The organism is Thauera sp. GDN1 (genome assembly GCF_029223545.1).
Classification (GTDB): domain Bacteria; phylum Pseudomonadota; class Gammaproteobacteria; order Burkholderiales; family Rhodocyclaceae; genus Thauera.
In genome coordinates this window covers 2738095-2761888 of record NZ_CP097870.1, presented here as the reverse complement: position 1 = coordinate 2761888, position 23794 = coordinate 2738095, and the positions used below count along the sequence as shown (strand labels likewise).

Genomic DNA, 23794 nt, shown 5'->3' with positions numbered 1-23794 from the left:
GGTGCTCAGCCGTGCGGCGGCCGATCCGGGTTTCTGCCCGGATCGGCCGCCTGCTCGAGGACGGTGCCGATGCGTGCGGAAAGTTCGGGAAGCAGGGTGGCGTGCAGGTGGGCGAGCATTTCCGCGTGCAGGCGTTCGCGCAGGGTGTCGAGCTCGCGGTCGATGATCTGTCCGAGCGCGGTCGCGATCAGGTTGGTCAGCTCGCGGGCGACCTCGCCGTCCACGTCCGCCAGGCGTTCGTTCGGGTCGTCGATGGCGGCGGCAATGTCCTGATCCGCCTGCATTTCCTCCGCCGCGAGCGGCGGCGGGGCAGGGGGCATGGGTGGTGCGGATACGTCCGGCAGCGGAGTGCCGGCCGTGGTCCTGGCGGGATGCTCCGCGACAGGGGCGAGCGCCGCGCCGCCTTCGGCTGCGAACGCGCCGAAAGGTCTGCGCTCCGGCCAGGTCGGCGGCAGTTCGGAGTCGTCGACGATCTCGGTCAGGAGGGGCAGGTCGTCGTCGAAGGTCGCTGGGGCCTGCGCCCTCGCGGGCGACGAGGCCTCGTTGCCGGCCTGCGCGCGATGGCGGTGGAGTAGCGCGTCGGCCTGGTCGAGCAGGTCGTCGGCGCGTTCGAGATCTTCGTCCCGCGAAGGCGGGGTCCAGTCCTTCATAACGCCACCCTGCGTTCGGCATCGAATGCCTTGAGCTCGTAGCCGCACTGCCGGTAGGTCGCCCAGCGCTGGCGCGCGGCGTGTTTCTCGGCGTCGTCCTGGCCGACGATCTCGATCAGCATGCGGAAGGCTTCGTGCCGGGCCGGCAGATCGTCGGCGAGGTTGAAGAGCAGGTCGGTCTGCGGCCAGTGCGCATCGTCGCCGGCCGCTGCGAGCACGACCGGCGTCTCGGCGGCGAGCGCCGAGCCGATCGCGACATGGGGGATGAAGCTGAGTGGCTCGGCCGTCCACAAGGACTGGTCGAGGCGCTTGAGCTGCGCGGTGTCCGCACAGCGGATGGCGATCCTGCGCCCGCGCTGATGCGCGTTGGCGACCAGCTCGCGGGTGAGCGCGAGCCGGTCGGGCGTGTTGTGATAGAACTGCACGCGCGGTGCCATCGGGCCTCCGGTCTTCCCGTCCCGCCCCGCGCTCAGGCGCCGCCGCCGAGCGCGCGCCCGATCAGGAAGGACGAAAGCAGAGGCACCGGCCGTCCGGTCGCACCCTTGGCGTCTCCCGACACCCAGGCGGTGCCCGCGATGTCGAGGTGCGCCCACTTGTAGGCCTTGGTGAAGCGTGACAGGAAGCAGGCCGCAGTGATGGTGCCGGCGTAGCGGCCGCCGATGTTGCCCATGTCGGCGAAGTTGCTCTTGAGCAGCTCCTGGTACTCGTCCCACAGCGGCAGCTGCCAGGCGCGGTCGCCGGATTCGGTGCCGCGCTTCAGGATCTCTGCGGCGAGTTCGTCATCGTTGGCGAGCAGGCCGCTCGGGATCTTGCCGAGCGCGACCACGCAGGCGCCGGTCAGGGTGGCGACGTCGATCACGCACTCGGGCTTGAAGCGCTCGGCGTAGGTCAGGGCGTCGCACAGGATGAGCCGGCCCTCGGCGTCGGTGTTGAGCACCTCGATGGTCTGGCCCGACATCGAGGTCACGACGTCGCCCGGCTTGGTGGCGCCGCCGCCGGGCATGTTCTCGGTGGTGGGGATCAGGCCGACGAGGTTGATCGGCAGGCCCATCTGCGCCACTGCCTTGAAGGTGCCGAGCACGCTCGCGGCGCCGCACATGTCGAACTTCATCTCGTCCATCTCGGCGGCGGGCTTGAGCGAGATGCCGCCGGTGTCGAAGGTGATGCCCTTGCCGACCAGCACGACGGGCCTGGCCTTGGCCTTGCCGCCCTTGTAGTGCATGACGATGAACTTGGGCGGCTGGTGCGAGCCGCGCGCGACCGACAGCAAGGAGCCCATGCCGAGCTTCTCCATGTCGGCGCGCTCCAGCACCTCGACCTCGAACTTGTACTGCTTGCCGAGTGCCTCAGCGGTGTCCGCGAGATGGCTCGGGGTGCAGATGTTGCCGGGGAGGTTGCCGAGATCCTTGGCCAGCGCCATGCCGGTGGCGATCGCGTGGCCCTGCAGCACCGCGGTGTCGAGCTCGGCGCCGAGTTCGCTGCTCACCAGCAGGGTGAGCTTCTTCGCGCCGCGGTGCTTCCTGTCCTTCTTGTCCTTGTCGGACTTCAGCGCATCGAAGCGGTAGGCGCCGTCGGCCAGGATGCGGGCGGCCTGCTGCAGGCGCCAGGGCAGCTCGCGCTTGTCGAGCTCGACATCGGCCAGCGCGATCACCGCATCCTTGGCCGGGGTGGCGGCGAGCGCCTTGGCGGCGGCGCCGAGCGCGTCGCGGTAGGCCTTGTCGCCGAAGTCGTCCTCCTTGCCCAGACTGACCAGCAGCACGCGTTCCGCGTGCACGCCCACGAGCTCGGGCAGCAGCAGCGTGGCGCCGGCCTTCTCCTCGAGGTCGCCGCGCTTGATCAGGCTGGCGATCCGGCCTTCGGCGGCGCCATCGGCCGCGGCAGTCAGCGCCGGCAGCCTGCCGCCGGCGAAGGCGCCCAGCACCAGCAGGCCGGTCTTGAGCTTCGCCGGGCTGCCGGTCTTTATGGTAAATTCCATCCGCTTTTTCCTTGTATCGATGCTTGGTTCGGACCGCCGAAGATTATGGCCCGTCCGCAACGCGAGCGTCAAAGACGCCTTCCAACGATCCCGCGGCCCTGGGCGCGGGTGTCCTCCCTGATTCTCGACGATTCGCCCGATGATCTTCCGGCGTGCGCTGCAAAGGGAATTCGCGCAGACGGCGGCCGCAGTGTTCGTCGCGCTGTTCGCGATTCTCATCTCCACCGTGCTCATCCGCCTGCTCGGCCAGGCGGCGGGCGGGCGCGTGCCTGCCGATGCGGTGGCGGCGCTGATCGGCTTCGGTGCGCTTGCGCAGTTGCCGACGGTGCTCACCCTGACCTTGTTCATCGCCATCCTGGTGTCGCTGTCGCGCAGCTATCGCGACTCCGAGATGGTGGTGTGGTTCGCCTCGGGCGTGCCGCTGACGGCGTGGATCAGGCCGGTGCTGATGTTCGCCGTGCCGCTGGTGATCGTGATCGGCGCGGGTTCGCTGTGGCTGTCGCCGTGGTCGCAGCTGAAGAGCGCCGAGTACCGCGAGCGCCTCGACAGCCGCGACGACACCCATCGAGTGGCGCCCGGCGTGTTCCGCGAATCCTCCGGCGCGCAGCGGGTGTTCTTCGTCGAGATCGGCGCGGGCGAGGACGGGCGGGTGCGCAACGTCTTCGTCAGCGAGCAGACGCGCAGCGGCGAGCTGGTGGTGATCGTGTCGGCCGAGGGTTACCTGCGCAGCGACGAGGAGGGCCGCCGCTACGTGGTGCTGGACAAGGGCCGGCGCTATGACGGCAAGCCCGGCACGCCCGAATACCGCGTGATGGAGTTCGAGCGCTACGAGGTGATGGTCGAGCAGAAGCAGGTGATCACCCAGCAGGCGCGGGTGCGCGCGCTGCCCACCGAGGCGCTGCTTGCCAGTGCGGACAAGCGTAGCCTGGGTGAGCTGGTCGGCCGCTTCGGCATGCCGCTGGTGGCGCTGCTGCTGGCGCTGATGGCGATCCCGCTGTCCTTCGTCAATCCGCGTGCCGGCCGCGCCAACAACATGCTCATCGCGCTGCTGGTGTATCTGCTCTACAGCAACGCGATCTCGGTGTTCCAGTCCTGGGTCGGCCAGGGCAAGCTCGGCTTCGTGCCCGGGCTGCTGCTGCCGCACCTGGTGGTGATCGGGGTGCTCGGCCTGATGTTCTACAAGCGGCTGGCGGTGTCGCCGTTCTGGCGGAGGCGCACATGAGCGCGGTGCTGCTGCGTTACCTCGCGCGCGAGATCTTCGCCGCCACCGCACTGGTGCTGGTGGCCTTCCTCGGCCTGTTCGCCTTCTTCGACTTCATCAACGAGCTCGAGGACGTGGGCAAGGGCGGCTACACGCTGTACCAGGCGGTCGTCTATGTCGCCCTGACCCTGCCGGCGCGAGTGTACGAGCTGATGCCGATCGCGGTGCTGATCGGTACCCTGTACGCGCTCGCCACGCTGGCGAAGAACTCCGAGATCACCGTGATGCGGGCCTCGGGCATGTCCAATTGGGTGCTGATGCGCTCGCTCGGTCTGATCGGGGCGGTGTTCGCGACGCTGATCTTCCTGATCGGCGAATACGTCGCGCCGCCGGCCGAGTCCGCGGCCGAGGAGTGGAAGCTCACTGCCACCAAGGCCACGGTGTCGCAGCAGCTGCGCTCCGGCCTGTGGGTCAAGGACGGCCGGCTGGTGATCAACGTGCGCACGCTGATGCCGGACCGCACGATGCGCAACGCGCGCGTGTATGCCTTCGACGAGAACTACGCGCTGGTGTCGATCAGCGAGGCCAAGCGCGGCGAGTTCGACGGCGCCGGCGAGTGGAAGCTGCTCGACGTGTCGCGCACCAGCTTCCTCGGCGAGCGCACGCAGGTGGAGCGCCTGCCGGAGATCCGCTGGCGCTCGGACCTGACGCCGGAGGTGCTCGGCGTGCTGATGGTGGCGCCCGAGCACATGCCTTTCGCCAAGCTGTGGACCTACATCAACCACCTGCGCGAGAACAACCAGAACGCCGACCGCTTCGAGATCGCGCTGTGGAAGAAGCTGGTCTATCCGTTCGCGGCGCTGGTGATGATGGCGCTGGCCATGCCCTTCGGCTTCATCCACGACCGCATGGGCGGCGCGAGCGCGCGCATCTTCATGGGCGTGATGCTGGGCGTGGGTTTCCACCTGCTCAACGGCCTGTTCTCCAACCTCGGCATGATCAACGCCTGGCCGCCGATCATGGCCGCGCTGACTCCCAGCCTGATCTTCCTTGCCGCCGCGGCCTGGCTGCTGCGCTACGTCGAGCGGCGCTGAGCGCGGCGCCCCGTGCGCAAGCGAACCGGTCAACGAGAAAACGGGCCCGAAGGCCCGTTTCCCTTGCCGAGTCGCCGAGGCGATCAGCCCTGCTGTTGCTGCTGGGCAGCGCGCTTGGCAGCGGCGGCCTTGTAGTCCAGCTTTTCCTTGATACGTGCCGACTTGCCCGAACGCTGGCGCAGGTAGTAGAGCTTGGCGCGGCGGACGTCACCGCGGCGCTTCACTTCGACGCCGGCCACCAGCGGCGAGTAGGTCTGGAACGTACGCTCGACGCCTTCGCCCGAAGAGATCTTGCGGACGATGAAGGAGGAGTTCAGGCCGCGGTTGCGCTTGGCGATCACCACGCCTTCGTAGGCCTGCAGACGCTCGCGGTTGCCTTCCTTGACCTTCACCTGGACGATCACGGTGTCGCCGGGACCGAATTCGGGGATGGTCTTGCCTTGCGAAACGCGGGCGATTTCTTCCTGCTCGAGTTGCTGAATCAGGTTCATTGGACTAACTCCATCGATGTTATCGGCCTCTGACTCTTTGCATCGGCCTGGCAGCAGAGCAGGTCGCAACCTGATGCCTGCCGTTTGTAATAGGGCCTTCAGGCGCCCTGCGTGTGCAGTGCGTCTTCCGCCCCGGCTTGCTCCTGCCTGAATTCCTCAAGCAGTTTCAATTCGGTCTTGCTCAGCTGGCGCGCGGCCAGCAGGTCCGGGCGTCGCAGCCAGGTGCGCCCCAGCGACTGCTTGAGCCGCCAGCGGCGGATCGCCGCGTGGTTGCCCGACAGCAGCACCTCGGGCACGCGTTCGTTCTCGTACACTTCCGGCCGCGTGTAGTGCGGGCAGTCCAGCAGGCCGTCGGCGAAGGAATCCTCCTGCGCCGAGCCGGCGGTGTTCAGTGCGCCCGGCAACTGGCGCACGATCGCGTCGAGCAGCACCATCGCCGGCAGTTCCCCGCCCGACAGCACGAAGTCGCCGAGCGAGAGCTCCTCGTCGACCTCGCGGTCGATCAGGCGCTGATCCACGCCCTCGTAGCGGCCGCACAGCAGCACCAGGCCCGGTTCGGCCGCCAGTTCCATCACCACCGCCTGGTCCAGCCTGCGCCCCTGGGGCGACAGGTAGATCACGCGACCAGGGCGCCCGGTCGCAGCTTGTTGTGCTGCCCGCGCGGCTGCGATCGACTGCATCAGCGGCTCGGCCAGCATCACCATGCCGGGACCGCCGCCGTAGGGACGGTCATCGACCGTGCGATGCGGATCGCTGGTGAAGTCGCGCGGGCTGTGGAAACCGAGCGCATAGAGCCCGCGATCGATCGCCCGCCGAGTGATGCCACTGCCGGTCAGCGCCGAGAACATCTCCGGGAACAGGGTGATCACGTCGTAGCGACGCAGTCCTCCGCCGATCGCCGGGCTTGCCCCGTCCTGCATGATGCTGTCGCCTGCCGGCGGATTCACCGGCCGTCCACAGTCCTGCGTCACCAGTCTTTCTGCCAGCTCACCCGGATGCGGCGGGCGGGCAGATCCACATCGAGCACATAGGCGGCGACGAAGGGAATCAGTCGTTCGACCGCCTCCTTGCCTTCGCCGTCCTGCACCTGAAGCACGTCGTGGGCACCGGTCGCCAGCAGTCCGCTGACCGTGCCGAGCGCCTCGCCGGCTTCATTGACCACGTCCAGGCCGACCAGGTCGGCCCAGTAGTATTCGTCGCTCTCCGGCTGGGGCAGGGCCTCCCGTGGCGCAGCGATGAAGAAGCCGTCGATGGCTTCGGCTGCGTTGCGGTCGGGCACCTCGGCCAGCGCGGCGACCAGGCTCTTGCCGTGGGGACGGCAGGCCTTGAGCGCGTACTGCTTCCACTGCGCGTCCGGCGCGCTGTCGTCACTGCACAGCCACCAGTGCGACATCTTGCGCCACGACGCCGGATCGTCACCGAAAGGGTGAATCTTGACCCAGCCCTGAACGCCAAAAGGGGCGACGATGCGCCCCAGTACGATCATGCGTCGTTCCGCCGCAGATCGGTGTCGATCAGGCAGCAGCCTTGGCGGCCTGCTTGACCAGACGGGCAACGGTCGGCGACAGCTGGGCGCCGTTCTGCTCCCAGTAGGCCAGACGCTCGGTGTTGACCACCAGGCCCTTTTCGGCGCCGGAGGCGATCGGGTTGTAGTAGCCGACGCGCTCGATGAAGCGGCCGTCGCGGCGATTGCGCGAATCGGCAACGACCATGTTGAAGAACGGGCGCTTTTTGGCGCCACCACGGGCAAGGCGAATGACGACCATCTGATATTCCTGATCGGTGAATGCGGAAAACCGCGGATTATAAGGTAAGGACCGCCGGCGAGCAAGAACTGCCGGCGGTTTTTGCGCGAGGCGGAGGAGCTCCGTCCTCGCGCCCACTCATGCGTCGTCCGCTGTTCAGGACGCGGCGTGGATCGGGTCGGTGACCCCGAGTACGTACATCGCGATCAGGCCCAGGCTGCCGGCGAGGATCAGATAGTACAGCGTCGGCAGGATGGTCTTGCGCAGCGTCGTGCCTTCGCGGCCGAGCAGGCCGACCGTGGCCGAGGCGGCGACCACGTTGTGGATCGCGATCATGTTGCCGGCGGCGGCGCCCACCGACTGCAGCGCAACCATCATCACGCCCGACACCCCGAGCAGGCCGGCGGTGTTGAACTGGAACTGCGACAGCATGAGGTTGGACACGGTGTTCGAGCCGGCGATGTAGGCCCCGAGCGCGCCCACCCAGGGGGCGAAGAAGGGATACACGCCGCCCACGCTGTCGGCCACCAGCTGGGCCATCGCGATCGGCATCGAACTCAGGTCGGCGGCATTGACGCCGGAGTTGATCAGGATGCGGACCATCGGGATGGTGAAGATCAGCACGAAGCCGGCACCGAGCAGGGTCCTGCTCGATTCGCCCACCGCCTTGACCAACTCGCGGCCGTGCATGCGGTGCAGGAAGAAGGTGATGAGGACGACGACCACGAGGATGCCGCCGGGCAGGTAGAGCGGCTCGATGTTGCCGCTCACGCCCTTCTCGCCGAGGATGTCCACCCAGCCGAACTTGATGCCCAGCAGGAAGCTCTTCAGTTCCGGGATCACGCGGGTGGCGACCAGAATGGCGGCGAGCAGCAGGTAGGGCGCCCAGGCCATCGGCGTGGAGATCGGCGTCTTGCCCGCGACCTGGTCGAGCTTCATCTCGATCTTGCCCATCCACTCGGCCGGCCATTCACTGGCCGGCGCGAAGTCCCAGGTCTCCTTCGGCAGCAGGAAGCCCTTCTTGGCCGCGGGCACGACGATGGCGAGGCCGATCAGGGCGCCGATCATCGACGGGAACTCGGGGCCGAGGAAGACGCCGGCGAGCACGTAGGGAATGCCGAAGCTGAACGCGGTGAAGATCGCGAACGGCGCAACCGCCAGGCCGTCGGCCCAGGACTTGTTGCGGCCGAAGAAGCGGGTCATGACCATGACCATGATCAGCGGCATCAGGATGCCGACCAGCGCGTGCACGATGGCGACGCGGCCCGTGATCATCATGAACAAAGTGTCCCAGTCGCTGCCCAGCGTCGCCAACTGCGCGGTGATGCCGCTGCGGTCGAGGCCGGCGCCGACACCGACGATGATCGGCGTGCCGACCGCGCCGAAGGACACCGGCGTCGATTGCACCATCATGCCCAGCACGACCGCGGCCAGCGCCGGGAAGCCGAGCGCGACCAGCAGCGGCGCGGCCACCGCGGCCGGCGTGCCGAAGCCCGATGCGCCCTCGATGAAGCAGCCGAACAGCCAGGCCACGATCAGCGCCTGCACGCGGCGGTCGGGGCTGATGTTGGAGAAGCCGCGGCGGATGGCGGCGATGCCGCCCGAGTGCTTGAGGGTGTTGAGCAGCAGGATCGCGCCGAAGATGATCCACAGGATCGACACGGTCAGGATCAGGCCCTGCAACGTGGAGGCGAGCACGCGGTTGAAGGTCATGCCCCAGGCGTAGAGGCCGATGAGGGCGGTGATCACATAGACCACGGGCATGGCGAGCCGTGCCGGCCAGCGGAAGCCGATCAGCAGCACGCCGGCGAGCACCAGTGGCAGGAATGCCAGCAGTGAGAGCGCGGTTTGATTCATTGTGGAAAGTCTCCTGGTTTCGTTTTGGTCGAAGCGGGTGGGGAAGTGGGCGGCCTGCGTCGCAGGCCGGCTGGTCAAAAAAACGCCCGTACGGTTGGAGGAATGTCCTCGGCCCGCACGGGCGCAGGGAGGGAAGCGGTTTTCGGATCGATCAGCCGCCGACCTTCGCCTTGAACTGCTGGCGATAGCGGTGCAGCAGGGGCTCGGTGTAGCCGCTGGGCTGTGCGCAGCCCTCGAAGATCAGCGCGCGCGCGGCCTGGTACGCCACCGAGTCGTCGAAGTCGGGCGCCATCGGGCGGTACAGCGCATCGCCCGCGTTCTGCCCGTCGACCACCGCGGCCATGCGCTGCAGCGTCGCCTCGACCTGCTCGGCGGTGACCACGCCGTGGCGCAGCCAGTTGGCGATGTGCTGGCTCGAGATGCGCAGCGTCGCGCGGTCTTCCATCAGGCCGATGTCGTTGATGTCGGGCACCTTCGAGCAGCCCACGCCCTGCTCGACCCAGCGCACCACGTAGCCGAGGATGCCCTGGCAGTTGTTGTCGAGTTCCTGCTGGCGCTCGGTCGCGCTCCAGTCGGCCTTGGCCACCACCGGGATGGTCAGCAGATCGTCGAGCAGCGCCTCGGATGCGGCGTTGAGGTCGAGCTTCTCGATCTCCTGCTGCACCGCGGCCACATTGACCTGGTGGTAGTGCAGCGCGTGCAGCGTGGCCGCGGTCGGCGACGGCACCCAGGCGGTGTTGGCGCCGGCCTTCGGGTGCACGATCTTCTGCTCGAGCATCGCCGCCATCAGGTCGGGCATCGCCCACATGCCCTTGCCGATCTGGGCGCGGCCGCGCAGGCCGGCGGCCAGGCCGATCAGCACGTTGCGGCGCTCGTAGGCGGCAATCCACTTGCTGTTCTTGATGTCGCCCTTGCGCATCATCGGGCCGGCCTCCATCGCGGTGTGCATCTCGTCGCCGGTGCGGTCGAGGAAGCCGGTGTTGATGAAGGCCACGCGCGCCGGCGCGGCGGCGATGCAGGCGCGCAGGTTCACGCTGGTGCGGCGCTCCTCGTCCATGATGCCGAGCTTGACGGTGTGCGCGGGCAGGCCGAGCAGCGCTTCGACGCGGGTGAAGAGCTCGTCGGCGAAGGCCACCTCGGCCGGGCCGTGCATCTTGGGCTTGACGATGTAGATCGAGCCCTTGCGCGAGTTGCCGCGGCGCGCGAGGTCGCGCTTGGCGACCAGCGTGGTCACCACCGCGTCCATGATGCCCTCGGGGATCTCCCGGCCCTCGCCCCACAGGATGGCGGGGTTGGTCATCAGGTGGCCGACGTTGCGCACGAACAGCAGCGAACGCCCGTGCAGGGTCAGCGGCTGGCCGTCGGCGCCGGTGTAGGCGCGGTCGGGATTCAGGCGGCGGGTCATCATCCGGCCGCCCTTCTCGAAGCTGTCCTCCAGCGAGCCGTCCATCAGGCCCAGCCAGTTGCGGTACACCACGACCTTGTCGTCGGCATCGACCGCGGCGATCGAGTCCTCGCAGTCCATGATCGTGGACAGCGCCGCTTCCATCAGCAGGTCGTTCACGCCGGCGGCGTCGGTCTTGCCGATCGCACCGTTGCGGTCGATCTGCACCTCGATGTGCAGGCCGTTGTTCTTGAGCAGCACCGCCGAGGGCGCGGCGGCCTCGCCCTGGAAGCCGACGAACTTCTCGGCCTGCTGCAGGCCGGCGGTGGCACCGCTCTTGAGGGTGACCACCAGCTTGCCGGCGGCGACCGCGTAGGCGACCGCGTCCGCGTGCGAGGCGCCGGCCAGCGGCGCGGCCTGGTCGAGCACCTGGCGGCCGAAGGCGATGACGCGCGCGCCGCGCACCGGGTTGTAGCCCTTGGTGAGCTCGGCGCCGTCCTTCTGGGCGATGGCGTCGGTGCCGTAGAGCGCGTCGTAGAGCGAACCCCAGCGCGCGTTGGCGGCGTTGAGCGCATAGCGCGCGTTCATCACCGGCACCACCAGCTGCGGGCCGGCCTGCACCGCCAGTTCGTCGTCGACGTCGGTGGTGGTGGCCTTGGCGTCCGCGGGCACCGGCAGCAGGTAGCCGATCGCGGCGAGGAAGGCCTTGTAGGCGGCCATGTCGGCGACCGGACCGGGGTGGGCGCGGTGCCAGGCGTCGAGCTCGGCCTGGATGCGATCGCGCTCGGCCAGCAGCGCGGCGTTCTTCGGGGCGAGATCATGGACCAGGGCATCGAAGCCCGACCAGAACGCAGCAGCGTCCACGCCGCTGCCCGGCAGGGCTTCTTCTTCGATGAAACGCTTCAGGTTGGCCGCCACGTCGAGGCGGTGGCATTTTTCTCGTTGGCTCATGTGTTGCATCGCTCGTGATTCAGGGAGGGGAGGGGCGTGGGACGTGCCCGGGGTAAGGCCTGCAGCTCAGATCAGCGCATCGACGCCGGTCTGCGCGACCAGCGCATCCTCGTCGGGCTTGACGCCGGAGACGCCGACCGCGCCCACGACCTGGCCGTCGACGACCAGCGGGATGCCGCCGGTCAGCGTGCCGGCGAGCACCGGCGCGGACAGGAAGGCGGTGCGGCCGCCGTTGATCATGTCCTCGTACTGCTTCGATTCGCGCCGGCCGAGGGCGGCGGTGCGCGCCTTCTCGACCGCGATGTAGGCGCCGACCGGCGCGCAGTCGTCGAGGCGCTCGAGGGCGAGCGGGTGGCCGCCGTCATCGACGACGGCGATGGTGACCGCCCAGCCCTTGGCCTGTGCGACGGCGCGGGCGGCGGCGAGGATGCGGGTGACGTCTTGCTGGCAGAGTACGGACTTGGTCTTCATGTGGGTTCTCCTGGTCTTGCGTTGCCACGATCGCCACGAGGGCGCGCGCGGAAAGGGGTTTCAGCGAATGTCGATGACTGGCTTCAGCCCAGCGCCTCGTCCACGATCTCGATCCAGTGGCGGACCGGAGTGCGTCCGGCGCCGTCGAGGTGGGTCTGGCAGCCGATGTTGGCGGTGACGATGAGGTCGGGTTTGCCGCTCTCGAGCGCATCGAGCTTGTTGTCGCGCAGCCGGCGCGACAGTTCGGGCTGGGTCAGCGAATAGGTGCCGGCCGAGCCGCAGCACAGGTGGCTGTCGGGCACGGCGGTGAGCGCGAAGCCGAGCCGGCCGAGCACGCCCTCGACCGCGCCGCCGAGCTTCTGGGCGTGCTGCAGCGTGCACGGACAGTGGAAGGCGAGGCGCTTGTCGGCACGCACGCCCAGTTCCTCCAGCGGCTCCTTGCCCAGCACCTCGACCAGGTCCCTGGCCAGGGCGCTGACGCGGGCGGCCTTGGCGGCATAGGCCGGGTCGTCGCGCAGCATGAAGCCGTATTCCTTGACGAAGGCGCCGCAGCCACTGGCGGTCTGCACGATCGCCTCGGCGCCGGCCTCGATCGCCGGCCACCAGGCGTCGATGTTGCGGCGGGCGCGATCGAGGCCGGTGTCCTGCGCGTTGAGGTGGAAATCCACCGCGCCGCAGCAGCCGGCCTCCGCCGCCGGCACCACGCCGATGCCGAGGCGATCCAGCACGCGGGCGGTCGCGGCGTTGGTGTTGGGCGAAAGCCCGGGCTGCACGCAGCCTTCCAGCATCAGCACCGTGCGCGCATGACGCGGTGCGGGGCGCGGCGCGGCGTGCTTGACGCGGCGCGGCAGCTTGGCGGCGAGCCCTTCCGGCAGCAGCGGACGTACCGCTTCGCCGGCCTGGACCAGGGTCTTGAACAGTGTCGGGCGCGGCACGATGGTGCGCAGCACCGTGCGCTGCGCGACTTCGGCGAACGGGCGCGGCGCCCAGGCCTCGATCGCGGCGCGGCCGATGTCGAGCAGCTTGTGGTACTGCACGCCCGAGGGGCAGGTGGTCTCGCAGTTGCGGCAGGTCAGGCAGCGGTCGAGGTGCAGGCGGGTGCTGGCGCTGACCTCGCCGCCTTCGAGCATCTGCTTCATCAGGTAGATGCGCCCGCGCGGACCGTCGAGCTCGTCGCCGAGCAGCTGGTAGGTCGGGCAGGTGGCGTTGCAGAAGCCGCAGTGCACACAGGTGCGTAGCACGCTTTCGGCCACGTCGGCGCCGGGCAGGGCGCGGGCCTTTTCGCTCAGGTTGGTTTGCATGAGTCGGTCAGTCCGTTCGGGTGGAGGCGGCGAGCCTGCGGCTCAGAGTCCGGCGTACATGCGCCCGGGGTTGAAGATGCCCTGCGGATCGAGCTGGGCCTTGAGCTGGCGGTGATAGCGCATCAGCACCTCGGGCAGCGGCTGGAGCGGGCTGTCGACGGCACCGGGCGTGAAGCAGCTGGCGTGGCCGCCAGCGGCCTGGGCGGCCGCACGGATGGCATCCGCATCGGCATCGGTCTTGAGCCAGCGCTGGGCGCCGCCCCAGTCGATGAGCTGCTTGCCCGCCGGCAGGGCCGGGCGGCTGTCGTTGGCCACCGAGACCCGCCACAGCGGGCGGCGGTCGCGAAAGAAGGCGAGCTGGTGCTCGCGCAGCGCCTGCCAGAAGGCGGGCGGGATCTCCTCGCCGCCGAGGTGCTGGCGCGCCGCGGCGACCGAGCCTTCGCCGCCTTCGAGGCGCAGCATCAGCGCGTCGCCGTCGTGGCAGGCGGCGGTGATCGGCAGCGGTTGCTGCCCCCATTCGGCGAAGCGTTCGAGCGCCCGCTCGGCGTCCATCTCCAGGCGCAGGCTGAGGCTGTTGCGCGGCTTGGGCAGGACCTTGAACGAAACTTCGGTGATCAGGCCGAGGCAGCCGAGGCTGCCCGCCATCAGTCGCGAGACGTCGTAGCCGGCGACGTTCTTCATGACCTCGCCGCCGAAGTGCAGATGCTTGCCCGCACCGGTGATGACGCGGCAGCCGAGCACGAAGTCGCGCACCGAGCCCACCCAGGGCCGGCGCGGCCCGGACAGGCCGGCCGCGACCATGCCGCCGACGGTGGCGCCGGGGCCGAAGTGCGGCGGCTCGCAGGCCAGCATCTGGTCGGCGGCGTCGAGCGCGGCCTCGAGTTCGGCGAGCGGCGTGCCGGCGCGGGCGGTGATCACCAGCTCGGTGGGGTCGTAGCTGACGATGCCGCGGTGGCCGCGGGTGTCGAGCGGTGCGCCCTCGACCGGGCGGCCGTAGAAGGCCTTCGTGCCGCCGCCGTGGATGTGCAGCGGCGTGCGCTCGGCAAGCGCGTGTTGCACGCGGGCGAGCAGTTCGGCGCCGAGGTCGGTGCCGGGGCGGGTGTCGGCCGCGTTCGCGTGCATCAGAAACGCTCCAGTTCGGGGAAGGGCAGCTTGCCGTGGTGGACGTGCATGGCGCCGAACTCGGCGCAGCGGTGCAGGGTGGGGATGTTCTTGCCGGGGTTGAGCAGGCCGTGCGCGTCGAAGGCCGCCTTCACCGCGTGGAAGAAGGTGATCTCGTCGGCGTTGAACTGCACGCACATCTGGTTGATCTTCTCGCGGCCGACGCCGTGCTCGCCGGTGATCGTGCCGCCGACGGCGACGCACAGCTCGAGGATCTTGCCGCCGAGCTCCTCGGCGCGCTCGAGCTCGCCGGGCTGGTTGGCATCGAACAGGATCAGCGGGTGCATGTTGCCGTCGCCGGCGTGGAAGACGTTGGCCACGCGCAGGCCGTAGCGCGCGGAGAGCTCGGCCGTGCCCTTGAGCACCGTCGGCAGGTGGCGGCGCGGGATGGTGCCGTCCATGCAGTAGTAGTCGGGCGACATGCGGCCGACGGCGGGGAAGGCGTTCTTGCGTCCGGCCCAGAACCTGATGCGCTCGGCCTCGTCGCGCGCCAGGCTCACCGCGGTGGCGCCGGCGCGGTCGAGCACCGCGCGCACGCGCTCGATGTCCTCGGCGACGTCGGATTCCACGCCGTCGAGCTCGCACAGCAGGATGGCCTCGGCCTCGACCGGGTAGCCGGCATGGATGAAGTCCTCCGCGGCCAGGATGGCGAGCTTGTCCATCATCTCGAGCCCGCCCGGCACGATGCCGGCGGCGATGATGTCGCCCACCGCGCGCCCGGCCTCGTCCACCGAGTCGAAGCTCGCCATCAGCACGCGCGCGACGCGCGGCTTGGGCAGCAGCTTCACGGTGACCTCGGTGACGACGCCGAGCATGCCCTCGGAGCCGGTAAACAGCGCCAGCAGGTCGAAACCGGGCGCATCGAGCGCGTCGGCGCCGAGCGTCATGCGCTCGCCCTCGATGGTCAGGATCTCGACCTCGAGCAGGTTGTGCACGGTCAGCCCGTACTTCAGGCAATGCACGCCGCCGGCGTTCTCGGCGACGTTGCCGCCGATCGAGCACGCGATCTGCGAGGACGGATCGGGCGCGTAGTAGAGCTCGTGGGGCGCGGCGGCCTGCGAGATGGCGAGGTTGCGCACGCCCGGCTGCACGCGCGCGTAGCGGCCGCGGGGATTGATCTCGAGGATGCGGTTGAACCGCGCCATGACCAGCAGCACCCCCTGCTCCAGCGGCAGCGCGCCGCCCGACAGGCCGGTGCCCGCGCCGCGTGCGACCACCGGCACCTTGCGCTGGTGGCACAGGCGCAGCACCGCCTGCACCTGCTCGATGCGCTCGGGCAGCACGACCAGCAGCGGCGTCGTGCGGTAGGCCGACAGGCCGTCGCACTCGTAGGGCTTGAGGTCTTCCTCGCGGTACAGGATGGTGAGGTCGGGGATGGCCGCCCGCATCTCGGCATTGAAATCCGCGCGATCGACGCGGGTCAGGGCGCCGTCGATGCGTTCGTCGTAGAGGATGTTCATCGCGTTTCGCTGGCTTCGGGCTGGGATGTGGGTACTGCCATGAGCGGAATTGATGCGGCCATGTGCAGGCTCAGGACCGGAATGCTAGAAGCGACGAGGGCGGACGACTAGGGGGTTTGCTAGTGGTCGTACCAGTATTTTTGGATCAGGTCTAACCCTAATCAAGAAAGGTTGCCAGAATAATCAGTTAGATAGGGTGATGCTGTAATACAATCCGACTCATTCCATCCCTCTGGTCCTACCAGTATGAAAACGCCGGTTTCGACTACCGAACCCGTTGTCCAGCGTCGCCAGGTGGCCGACGTCGTCGCCGAGCGCATCGAGCGCCTGATCACGGATGGCGTGCTGAAGGTGGGCCAGGCGCTGCCGTCCGAGCGCAGGCTGTGCGAGAAGCTCGGCTGTTCGCGTTCGGCCCTGCGCGAGGGGCTGCGGGTCTTGCGCGGCCTGGGGGTCATCGAGACCCGTCACGGCCAGGGCTCCTTCGTCGCCCGCCTGTCGGCCGAACGCGACGTGAGTCCGCTGATGCATCTGTTCAGCTCGCAACCGCGCACGCTCTACGACCTGCTCGAGGTGCGCGCGCTGCTCGAGGGCGAGGCCGCGCGCCTGGCTGCCCTGCGCGGCACGACTGCGGATTTCGTCATGATCCGGCGCCGTTACGAGGATCTGGTCGCCCGCCAAGGCAGGGAAGAGCAGACCTCGGCCGAAGAACATGCGCACCTGGATCACGCCTTCCATCGCGCGATCAACGAGGCTTCGCACAACCCGGTGCTGGTGCATACGCTGCAGTCCCTCTCCGACCTGATGCTGAGCAGCGTCTTCGCCTCGGTGAACAACCTCTACCATCGCCCCGCGCACAAGGGCGTCATCGATCGCCAGCACGGCCGCCTGTACCAGGCGGTGATCGACCGTCAGCCCGAGCGCGCCGCGGTGATCGCCGCCGAGCATGTCAACAGCGTGCGCGAGAGCTTCGCCGAGATCGAGCAGGAGGAGCAGCGCCTGGTGCGCGCCACGATGCGGCTGGAAGGCTGGACCTGATCGAGGCGATCTCGCTTCGCGTGGTGCTGCGGTTGGGGCGAGGTCGCGGGAGATGGCGGGTATAATTCGCGCCCCTCGACCGGAATCTCCTCCCAATGCACGAAATCCTCGTCCTGTACTACAGCCACCGCGGGTCGGTGCGCGCGCTCGCCGAGCAGATCGCCGCGGGCATCCACCAGGTGCCGGGCGCGATCGCGCGCGTGCGCACGGTGCCGCGGGTGTCCACCGTGTGCGAGGCGGTGGAGGACGAGATCCCGGCCGACGGCCCGCCCTACGTGGAGCTGCAGGACCTCGAGCAGTGCATCGGCGTGGCCCTGGGCAGCCCGACGCGCTTCGGCAACATGGCGGCACCGGTGAAGTATTTCCTCGATGGCCTCGCCGGGGCCTGGGTCAATGGCGTGCTCGAGGGCAAGCCGGCGTGCGTGTTCACCTCCTCGGCCAGCCAGCATGGCGGGCAGGAGAGCACGCTGCTGAGCATGATGATTCCGCTCTTCCATCACGGCATGGTGGTGCTCGGCCTGCCATTCACCGAGGGTGCGCTCGGGCGCACGCGCTCCGGCGGCACGCCCTACGGCGCCAGCCATGTCGCCGGGCCGGATGGTGCCGCGCTGCTGAGCGAGGACGAGATCGAGCTTGCCCGCGCGCAGGGCAGGCGCCTGGCCGAGCTCGCACTGAAGCTGGTGGGGGCGCGATGAGCGTACAGATGTTGTCGCGGATTTCCAGCGTCGCGCTGCTGGCGCTGATCGCGCTGTGCGTGGTGTGGGAGGGCTGGCTCGCGCCGTTACGCCCGGGCGGCTCGTGGCTGATCCTCAAGGCCCTGCCGCTGCTGCCGGCCGTGTTCGGCGTGCTGCGCGGGCGGCGCTACACCTCGCAGTGGCTGTCGATGCTGTCGCTGCTGTACTTCACCGAGGGCGTGCTGCGCGCGAGCGATCCCGGGCTCACCGGCGTGTTCGCGCTGATCGAGGTCTTGCTCGCGGTGGTCCTTTTCACCAGCACGATGCTGCATGCCCGTGCGACGGCGCCGTCGCGCGCGCAGGACAAAGACTCCCTGTAGGCGCGGTGCACAATGGCTCGCGGGCCCGCGCGGGTTCGCGGCTGCCGCCGCTCCCACAGGAGGGAGCGGGGGCGGGGGCTGAGCGCCCCCCTCTCAGACCTGCGGGTTGAGCCGCTCCGCGCCGGCGTGGAGCTTGTTGAGGGCGTTGAGGTAGGCCTTGGCCGAGGCGACGATGATGTCGGTGTCGGCGCCCTGGCCATCCATCACGCGGCCGTCGCGCGACAGGCGCACGGTGACCTCGCCCTGGGCGTCGGTGCCGGTGGTGATGGCGTTCACCGAATACAGCAGCAGTTCGCTGCCGCTCGTCGCCACCGACTCGATGGCCTTGAAGGCGGCATCCACCGGGCCCGAGCCGTTGGCGCGCGCGTGCTTCTCGGCGCCGCCGATCGACAGCGTGACCTCGGCGACCGGCGTCTCGCCGGTCTCGGAGTGGAAGCGGGTCGACACCAGGCGGTACTGCTCGTGGGCCGGGGTCACGGCCTCGTCGCGCATCAGCGCGGTGAGGTCCTCGTCGAAGATCTCCGACTTGCGGTCGGCGAGTTCCTTGAAGCGGGCGAAGGCCTGGTTCAGGTGCTCCTCGCTCTCGATCTCGATACCCAGTTCCTGCAGGCGGGCGCGGAAGGCGTTGCGGCCGGAGAGCTTGCCCAGCACCAGCTTGTTGGCGCCCCAGCCCACGTCCTCGGCGCGCATGATCTCGTAGGTCTCGCGGTGCTTGAGTACGCCGTCCTGGTGGATGCCGGATTCGTGCGCGAAGGCGTTGGCGCCGACGATGGCCTTGTTGGGCTGCACCGGGTAGCCGGTGATCTGCGACACGAGCTTGGAGGCGGGCACGATCTGGGTGGTGTCGATGCCGGTCTCGACCGGGAAGATGTCGGCGCGGGTGCGCACCGCCATCACGATCTCCTCGAGCGAGGCGTTGCCGGCGCGTTCGCCGAGGCCGTTGATGGTGCATTCCACCTGGCGGGCGCCGGCGCGCACGGCGGCGAGCGAGTTGGCGACCGCGAGGCCGAGGTCGTTGTGGCAGTGCACCGACCACACCACCTTGTCGGAGTTGGGCACGCGCTCGATCAGCGTGCGCACGGTGGCGGCGAACTGCTCGGGCACGTTGTAGCCGACGGTGTCGGGCACGTTGATGGTCTTCGCGCCGGCCTTGATCACCGCCTCGAAGATGCGCACCAGAAAGTCGATCTCGGAGCGGCCGGCGTCCTCGGCGGAGAACTCGACGTCGTCGGTGTACTCGCGCGCCCAGCCGATCGCCTTGACCGCCTGCTCGACGACCTGGTCGGGCGTCATGCGCAGCTTCTTCTCCATGTGGATGGGGCTGGTGGCGATGAAGGTGTGGATGCGGCCGCGGGCGGCGGGGGCGATGGCGTCGCCCGAGCGGCGGATGTCCTTCTCGTTGGCGCGCGCCAGCGAGCACACGGTGGATTCCTTGATCGCCTCGGCGATCGCGCGCACCGCATCGTAGTCGCCGTTGGAGGCGGCGGCGAAGCCGGCCTCGATCACGTCCACCCGCATGCGCTCGAGCTGGCGGGCGATGCGCAGCTTCTCGTCGCGCGTCATCGACGCGCCCGGGCTCTGCTCGCCGTCGCGCAGCGTGGTGTCGAAGATGATCAGCTTGTCTTTCATGGCTTGCTCCCGGGGTCGGTGGAATCGCCCTCGACGGGCGCGGCAGGGCTTTCGCTGCCTTCATAGCAGGTGGGTGCGGCGGGCTGCTCCTGGCGGTGCAGCTTGCGCTTTCGCCAGCGCAGCGCGGCGACCACGTAGCCCGATGCCGCATAGGCGAGGAAGAGGCCGAACAGGATGCCCGGCGGGTAGCTGGAGATCAGCGCGAAAGCCAGCACCAGCGCGATCAGCACGATGAAGGGCACGCTCTTCCTGAGGTTGATGCTCTTGCCGCTCCAGAACAGCACGTTGCTGACCATCGACACGCCGGCGAAGATCGTCAGCACGGCCGCGTACCAGCGCAGCTCGTCGCCGGCGAAGCCGTTGTCGATGCCCACCCACACCATGCCGGCCACCAGCGCAGCGGCGGCCGGGCTGGGCAGGCCCTGGAAGTAGCGCTTGTCGACCACGTCGATGTTGGTGTTGAAGCGCGCCAGGCGCAGCGCCGCCCCGGCGCAGTAGATGAAGGCGGCGATCCAGCCGAACTTGCCGAGGTCCTGCAGCGCCCACTCGTACATGACCAGCGCCGGCGCGGCACCGAAGGACACCATGTCGGACAGCGAGTCGTACTCGGCACCGAACTCGCTCTGGGTGTGGGTCAGGCGGGCGATGCGGCCGTCGAGGCCGTCGAGCACCATGGCGACGAAGATCGCCACCGCAGCGTATTCGAAACGGTCGTTCATCGCCTGCACGATGGCGTAGAAGCCGGCGAACAGCGCCGCGGTCGTGAACAGGTTGGGCAGGATGTAGATGCCGCGGCGACGCTTGTCCATCAGCGGCGGCGGGGTGTATTCGTTGTGGGGCACGTCGGGGATCGCCTCCAAGTTTTCCGAGTGCCCATTCTAGCGCAGGCGGCGCGCGGCGGATTCCCGTCCGCATGCCGATCGGGCCCGCAGCGGACGCAAAAAAGCCGGCGCCGCGGGTGCGGGGCCGGCTTTCGGGCAGAAGTCGAAGTCGATCAGTTCTTCGACTTGTCGACCAGGGCCTTGGCCTTGATCCAGGGCATCATGTCGCGCAGCTGGGCGCCGACCTGCTCGATCGGGTGGGCGGCGTTCAGGCGGCGACGGGCGGTCATGCTCGGGTAGCCGGTGCGGCCCTCGAGGATGAACATCTTGGCGTACTCGCCGGTCTGGATGCGCTTGAGCGCGTTGCGCATGGCTTCGCGCGACTGCTCGTTGATGACCTCGGGGCCGGTCACGTACTCGCCGTACTCGGCGTTGTTCGAGATCGAGTAGTTCATCGTCGCGATGCCGCCTTCGTACATCAGGTCGACGATCAGCTTGAGCTCGTGCAGGCACTCGAAGTAGGCCATCTCGGGCGCGTAGCCGGCTTCGGTCAGGGTCTCGAAGCCCATCTTGACCAGCTCGACGGCGCCGCCGCACAGCACGGCCTGCTCGCCGAAGAGGTCGGTCTCGGTCTCTTCGCGGAAGTTGGTCTCGATCACGCCGCCCTTGGTGCCGCCGTTGGCCGCAGCGTAGGACAGGGCGATGTCGCGGGCCTTGCCCGACTTGTCCTGGTAGACCGCGATCAGCGAGGGCACGCCGCCGCCACGCAGGTATTCGGAACGCACGGTGTGGCCGGGGCCCTTGGGCGCGACCATGACCACGTCGAGGTCCTCGCGCGGCACGACCTGGTTGTAGTGCACGTTGAAGCCGTGGGCGAAGGCGAGCACGGCGCCCTTCTTGATGTTCGGCTCGACGTCGTTCTTGTAGACCTCGGGGATGTTCTCGTCCGGCAGCAGGATCATGACCACGTCGGCGGTCTTGACCGCCTCGGCGATTTCCTTGACGGTCAGGCCGGCGCCTTCGGCCTTGGCCCAGGAGGCGCCGCCCTTGCGCAGCGCGACGGTGACGTTCACGCCGGAGTCGCGCAGGTTCTGCGCATGGGCGTGGCCCTGGGAGCCGTAGCCGACGATGGTGACCTGCTTGCCCTTGATCAGCGAGAGGTCGGCGTCCTTGTCGTAGTAAACCTTCATGTCTTTCCTTTGGTTCGGGATGTGGGGCGGGTGGGGAGGGTTCAGACCTTGAGCACGCGATCGCCGCGGCCGACGCCGCAGACGCCGGAGCGCACGGTTTCGAGGATCAGGGCGGGGTCGATGGCGCCGATGAAGGCGTCCAGCTTGCCCTGGTTGCCGGTCAGCTCGACGACGTAGGAGGCGTCGGTGACGTCGATGATGCGGGCGCGGAAGATGTCGGCGGTGCGCTTGATCTCCTCGCGGTCCTTGCCGGTGGCACGAACCTTGACCAGCATCAGTTCGCGTTCGATGTGCGCGGCCTCGGAGATGTCGACGACCTTGACCACCTCGACCAGCTTGTTCAACTGCTTGGTGATCTGTTCGATGATGTCGTCCGAGCCGGTGGTGACGATGGTCATCCGCGACATCGAGAAATCTTCGGTCGGGGCAACGGTCAGCGATTCGATGTTGTAGCCGCGGGCCGAGAACAGTCCGGACACGCGCGACAGCGCGCCGGATTCGTTTTCGATCAGGAGGGAAATGACGTGACGCATGGTGTTGGGTTCCGCAATCGGTGGGTGGCGATCAGAGGTCTTCGGCCGACAGGATCATCTCGGTGAGACCCTTGCCGCCCTGCACCATCGGATAGACGTTCTCGGTCGCGTCGATCTGGAAGTCGAGGAACACGAGCTCGTTCTTGTAGGTGGTGAAGGCCTCGCGCAGCGCGCCCTCGACGTCGGCCGGGCGGTCGACGCGGATGCCGACGTGGCCGTAGGCTTCGGCCAGCTTGGCGAAGTCGGGCAGCGAATCCATGTAGGACTCGGAGTAGCGGCCGCCGTGGAACAGCTCCTGCCACTGGCGCACCATGCCCAGGTAGCGGTTGTTCAGGTTGCAGATCTTGATCGGCAGGCGGAACTGCTTGCAGGTCGACAGTTCCTGGATGTTCATCTGGATCGAGGCCTCGCCGGTCACGCAGGCCACCGGCATGTCCGGGTTGGCGAGCTTGGCGCCCATCGCGTAGGGCATGCCCACGCCCATGGTGCCCAGGCCGCCGGAGTTGAGCCAGCGCCGCGGCTTGTCGAAGCCGTAGTATTGCGCCGCCCACATCTGGTGCTGGCCGACGTCCGAGGTGATGATGGCGTCGCCGCCGGTCACTTCCCACAGCTTCTGCACCACGAACTGCGGCTTGATGATCTCGTCCGAGTTCTTGAACACCATGCAGCGGCGGCTGCGCCATTCCTCGACCTGCCTCCACCACGCCGCGAGCGCGTCGGGATTGGGACGGGCCTCGCCGGCTTCGAGCTGGCGGATCATTTCCTCGAGCACTTCCCTGACGTCGCCGACGATCGGCACATCGACCTTGACGCGCTTGGAAATCGACGAGGGGTCGATGTCCACGTGGATGATCTTGCGCGGCTCTTCGGCGAAGTGCGCCGGGTTGCCGATCACGCGGTCGTCGAAGCGGGCACCGACGGCGAGCAGCACGTCGGAGTAGTGCATCGCCATGTTGGCTTCGAAGGTGCCGTGCATGCCGGGCATGCCCAGGTACTGGCGGTCGCTCGACGGATAGCCGCCGAGGCCCATCAGGGTGTTGGTGATCGGATAGCCGAGCAGGCGGGTGAGCTTGGTGAGCTGCTCGGCCGCGTTCGCCAGCACCACGCCGCCGCCGGTGTAGATCATCGGGCGCTTGGCCTCGAGCAGCAGCTGCACCGCCTTCTTGATCTGGCCCGAATGGCCCTTGACCACCGGGTTGTACGAGCGCATCGAGATCTCCTTCGGATACTCGAACTCGCACTTGTGCATCGACACGTCCTTCGGGATGTCGACCAGCACCGGACCCGGACGGCCGGTGCGGGCGAGGTAGAAGGCCTTCTTCATCGTCAGCGCGATGTCGCGCACGTCCTTCACCAGGAAGTTGTGCTTGACGCAGGGTCGGGTGATGCCGACGGTGTCCACTTCCTGGAAGGCGTCCTGGCCGATCGCCGCGGTCGGCACCTGGCCGGAGATGATCACCATCGGGATCGAGTCGCAGTAGGCGGTGGCGATGCCGGTGACGGCGTTGGTCGCGCCGGGGCCGGAGGTCACCAGCGCCACGCCGACCTTCTCGGTGCTGCGCGCGAAGCCGTCGGCGGCGTGCACGGCGGCCTGCTCATGGCGCACCAGCACGTGGCGGACCTTGTCCTGCTGGAACAGTGCGTCGTACAGGAAGAGGACCGCGCCACCCGGATAACCGAAGACGTACTCGACCTTTTCTTCCTGCAGGCACCTGATTACAATTTCGGCTCCGGACAGCACCATCGCGAACTCGCTCGTCAATAGGGGTTTGAACAAACGCAGAACGTTAC

The 23794-nt window shown here is 68.4% G+C and carries 23 protein-coding genes; 5 read left to right on the top strand and 18 right to left on the bottom strand.

Annotated features, from left to right (window positions below; translation table 11 throughout):
* Window positions 1–5: 5 nt before the first annotated feature.
* The 3 genes from CKCBHOJB_RS12645 to CKCBHOJB_RS12635 are packed head-to-tail and all read right to left on the bottom strand — an operon-like array spanning window position 6 to window position 2625.
* On the bottom strand, window positions 6–650 hold the full coding sequence (locus CKCBHOJB_RS12645; protein ID WP_281049025.1) for a hypothetical protein: 645 nt from the start codon (window positions 648–650) through the stop codon (window positions 6–8).
* Window positions 647–1087: a DNA polymerase III subunit chi gene (locus tag CKCBHOJB_RS12640; protein WP_281049024.1), complete on the bottom strand. Its 441-nt coding sequence runs from the start codon at window positions 1085–1087 to the stop codon at window positions 647–649. The genes CKCBHOJB_RS12645 and CKCBHOJB_RS12640 overlap by 4 nt, the downstream gene beginning before the upstream one ends.
* A gap of 32 nt (window positions 1088–1119) precedes the next feature.
* Window positions 1120–2625, bottom strand: coding sequence for a leucyl aminopeptidase (locus CKCBHOJB_RS12635; protein ID WP_281049023.1), 1506 nt, complete (start codon window positions 2623–2625; stop codon window positions 1120–1122).
* A gap of 139 nt (window positions 2626–2764) precedes the next feature.
* Between CKCBHOJB_RS12635 and lptF the strand changes: the two genes are divergently transcribed.
* Window positions 2765–3847: an LPS export ABC transporter permease LptF gene (gene lptF, locus CKCBHOJB_RS12630; RefSeq protein ID WP_281049022.1), complete on the top strand. Its 1083-nt coding sequence runs from the start codon at window positions 2765–2767 to the stop codon at window positions 3845–3847.
* Window positions 3844–4920, top strand: a complete 1077-nt coding sequence (lptG, locus tag CKCBHOJB_RS12625; protein ID WP_281049021.1) for an LPS export ABC transporter permease LptG — start codon at window positions 3844–3846, stop codon at window positions 4918–4920. The genes lptF and lptG overlap by 4 nt, the downstream gene beginning before the upstream one ends.
* A gap of 83 nt (window positions 4921–5003) precedes the next feature.
* Here lptG and rplS read toward each other — a convergent pair whose 3' ends face one another.
* The 10 genes from rplS to glcD form a co-directional block, all read right to left on the bottom strand.
* A complete protein-coding gene (gene rplS / locus CKCBHOJB_RS12620; protein WP_281049020.1) occupies window positions 5004–5411 on the bottom strand; it encodes a 50S ribosomal protein L19 in 408 nt (135 codons plus the stop codon).
* Window positions 5412–5509: 98 nt separating this feature from the next.
* Complete coding sequence (gene trmD / locus CKCBHOJB_RS12615; protein ID WP_281051685.1) at window positions 5510–6331, bottom strand: tRNA (guanosine(37)-N1)-methyltransferase TrmD; 822 nt, start codon at window positions 6329–6331, stop codon at window positions 5510–5512.
* Between the two features lie 47 nt (window positions 6332–6378).
* Complete coding sequence (gene rimM / locus CKCBHOJB_RS12610) at window positions 6379–6897, bottom strand: ribosome maturation factor RimM (RefSeq protein ID WP_281049019.1); 519 nt, start codon at window positions 6895–6897, stop codon at window positions 6379–6381.
* Between the two features lie 28 nt (window positions 6898–6925).
* Entirely contained in the window at window positions 6926–7177 is a 252-nt protein-coding gene (gene rpsP, locus CKCBHOJB_RS12605; RefSeq protein ID WP_002923624.1) for a 30S ribosomal protein S16, read from the bottom strand.
* 135 nt (window positions 7178–7312) lie between these two features.
* Window positions 7313–9013, bottom strand: coding sequence for an L-lactate permease (locus tag CKCBHOJB_RS12600; RefSeq protein ID WP_281049018.1), 1701 nt, complete (start codon window positions 9011–9013; stop codon window positions 7313–7315).
* Window positions 9014–9164: 151 nt separating this feature from the next.
* Window positions 9165–11348 carry a malate synthase G gene (locus CKCBHOJB_RS12595; RefSeq protein WP_281049017.1) on the bottom strand — a complete coding sequence of 728 codons (2184 nt, stop codon included), beginning with the start codon at window positions 11346–11348 and terminating at the stop codon, window positions 9165–9167.
* A 66-nt stretch (window positions 11349–11414) separates the two neighbouring features.
* Window positions 11415–11819, bottom strand: a complete 405-nt coding sequence (locus CKCBHOJB_RS12590; protein ID WP_281049016.1) for a heme-binding protein — start codon at window positions 11817–11819, stop codon at window positions 11415–11417.
* 83 nt (window positions 11820–11902) lie between these two features.
* Window positions 11903–13120 carry a glycolate oxidase subunit GlcF gene (glcF, locus tag CKCBHOJB_RS12585; protein ID WP_281049015.1) on the bottom strand — a complete coding sequence of 406 codons (1218 nt, stop codon included), beginning with the start codon at window positions 13118–13120 and terminating at the stop codon, window positions 11903–11905.
* A gap of 42 nt (window positions 13121–13162) precedes the next feature.
* The gene (gene glcE / locus CKCBHOJB_RS12580) at window positions 13163–14242 is read right to left on the bottom strand and encodes a glycolate oxidase subunit GlcE (protein WP_281049014.1); all 1080 of its coding nucleotides are present in this window, start codon (window positions 14240–14242) and stop codon (window positions 13163–13165) included.
* Window positions 14242–15741, bottom strand: a complete 1500-nt coding sequence (gene glcD, locus CKCBHOJB_RS12575) for a glycolate oxidase subunit GlcD (protein ID WP_281049013.1) — start codon at window positions 15739–15741, stop codon at window positions 14242–14244. The genes glcE and glcD overlap by 1 nt, the downstream gene beginning before the upstream one ends.
* A 246-nt stretch (window positions 15742–15987) precedes the next feature.
* On the opposite strand from glcD, the gene glcC reads away from it, so the two are divergent.
* The 3 genes from glcC to CKCBHOJB_RS12560 all read left to right on the top strand — a co-directional run bounded on the left by glcC (window position 15988) and on the right by CKCBHOJB_RS12560 (window position 17830).
* Window positions 15988–16776: a transcriptional regulator GlcC gene (gene glcC / locus CKCBHOJB_RS12570; RefSeq protein ID WP_281049012.1), complete on the top strand. Its 789-nt coding sequence runs from the start codon at window positions 15988–15990 to the stop codon at window positions 16774–16776.
* A gap of 95 nt (window positions 16777–16871) precedes the next feature.
* On the top strand, window positions 16872–17471 hold the full coding sequence (wrbA, locus tag CKCBHOJB_RS12565) for an NAD(P)H:quinone oxidoreductase (RefSeq protein WP_281049011.1): 600 nt from the start codon (window positions 16872–16874) through the stop codon (window positions 17469–17471).
* Window positions 17468–17830: a DUF2069 domain-containing protein gene (locus CKCBHOJB_RS12560; RefSeq protein WP_281049010.1), complete on the top strand. Its 363-nt coding sequence runs from the start codon at window positions 17468–17470 to the stop codon at window positions 17828–17830. Before wrbA ends, CKCBHOJB_RS12560 begins: the two co-directional genes overlap by 4 nt.
* Window positions 17831–17923: 93 nt before the next feature.
* On the opposite strand, the gene CKCBHOJB_RS12555 is transcribed toward CKCBHOJB_RS12560, so the two are convergent.
* From CKCBHOJB_RS12555 to CKCBHOJB_RS12535, 5 genes are all read right to left on the bottom strand, one after another.
* Entirely contained in the window at window positions 17924–19459 is a 1536-nt protein-coding gene (locus CKCBHOJB_RS12555) for a 2-isopropylmalate synthase (RefSeq protein WP_281049009.1), read from the bottom strand.
* Window positions 19456–20268, bottom strand: coding sequence for a CDP-diacylglycerol--serine O-phosphatidyltransferase (pssA, locus tag CKCBHOJB_RS12550; protein WP_281051684.1), 813 nt, complete (start codon window positions 20266–20268; stop codon window positions 19456–19458). The genes CKCBHOJB_RS12555 and pssA overlap by 4 nt, the downstream gene beginning before the upstream one ends.
* A gap of 185 nt (window positions 20269–20453) precedes the next feature.
* A complete protein-coding gene (gene ilvC, locus CKCBHOJB_RS12545; protein WP_281049008.1) occupies window positions 20454–21470 on the bottom strand; it encodes a ketol-acid reductoisomerase in 1017 nt (338 codons plus the stop codon).
* A 41-nt stretch (window positions 21471–21511) separates the two neighbouring features.
* On the bottom strand, window positions 21512–22003 hold the full coding sequence (ilvN, locus tag CKCBHOJB_RS12540) for an acetolactate synthase small subunit (protein WP_281049007.1): 492 nt from the start codon (window positions 22001–22003) through the stop codon (window positions 21512–21514).
* Between the two features lie 31 nt (window positions 22004–22034).
* Complete coding sequence (locus CKCBHOJB_RS12535; protein ID WP_281049006.1) at window positions 22035–23747, bottom strand: acetolactate synthase 3 catalytic subunit; 1713 nt, start codon at window positions 23745–23747, stop codon at window positions 22035–22037.
* Window positions 23748–23794 lie beyond the last annotated feature (47 nt).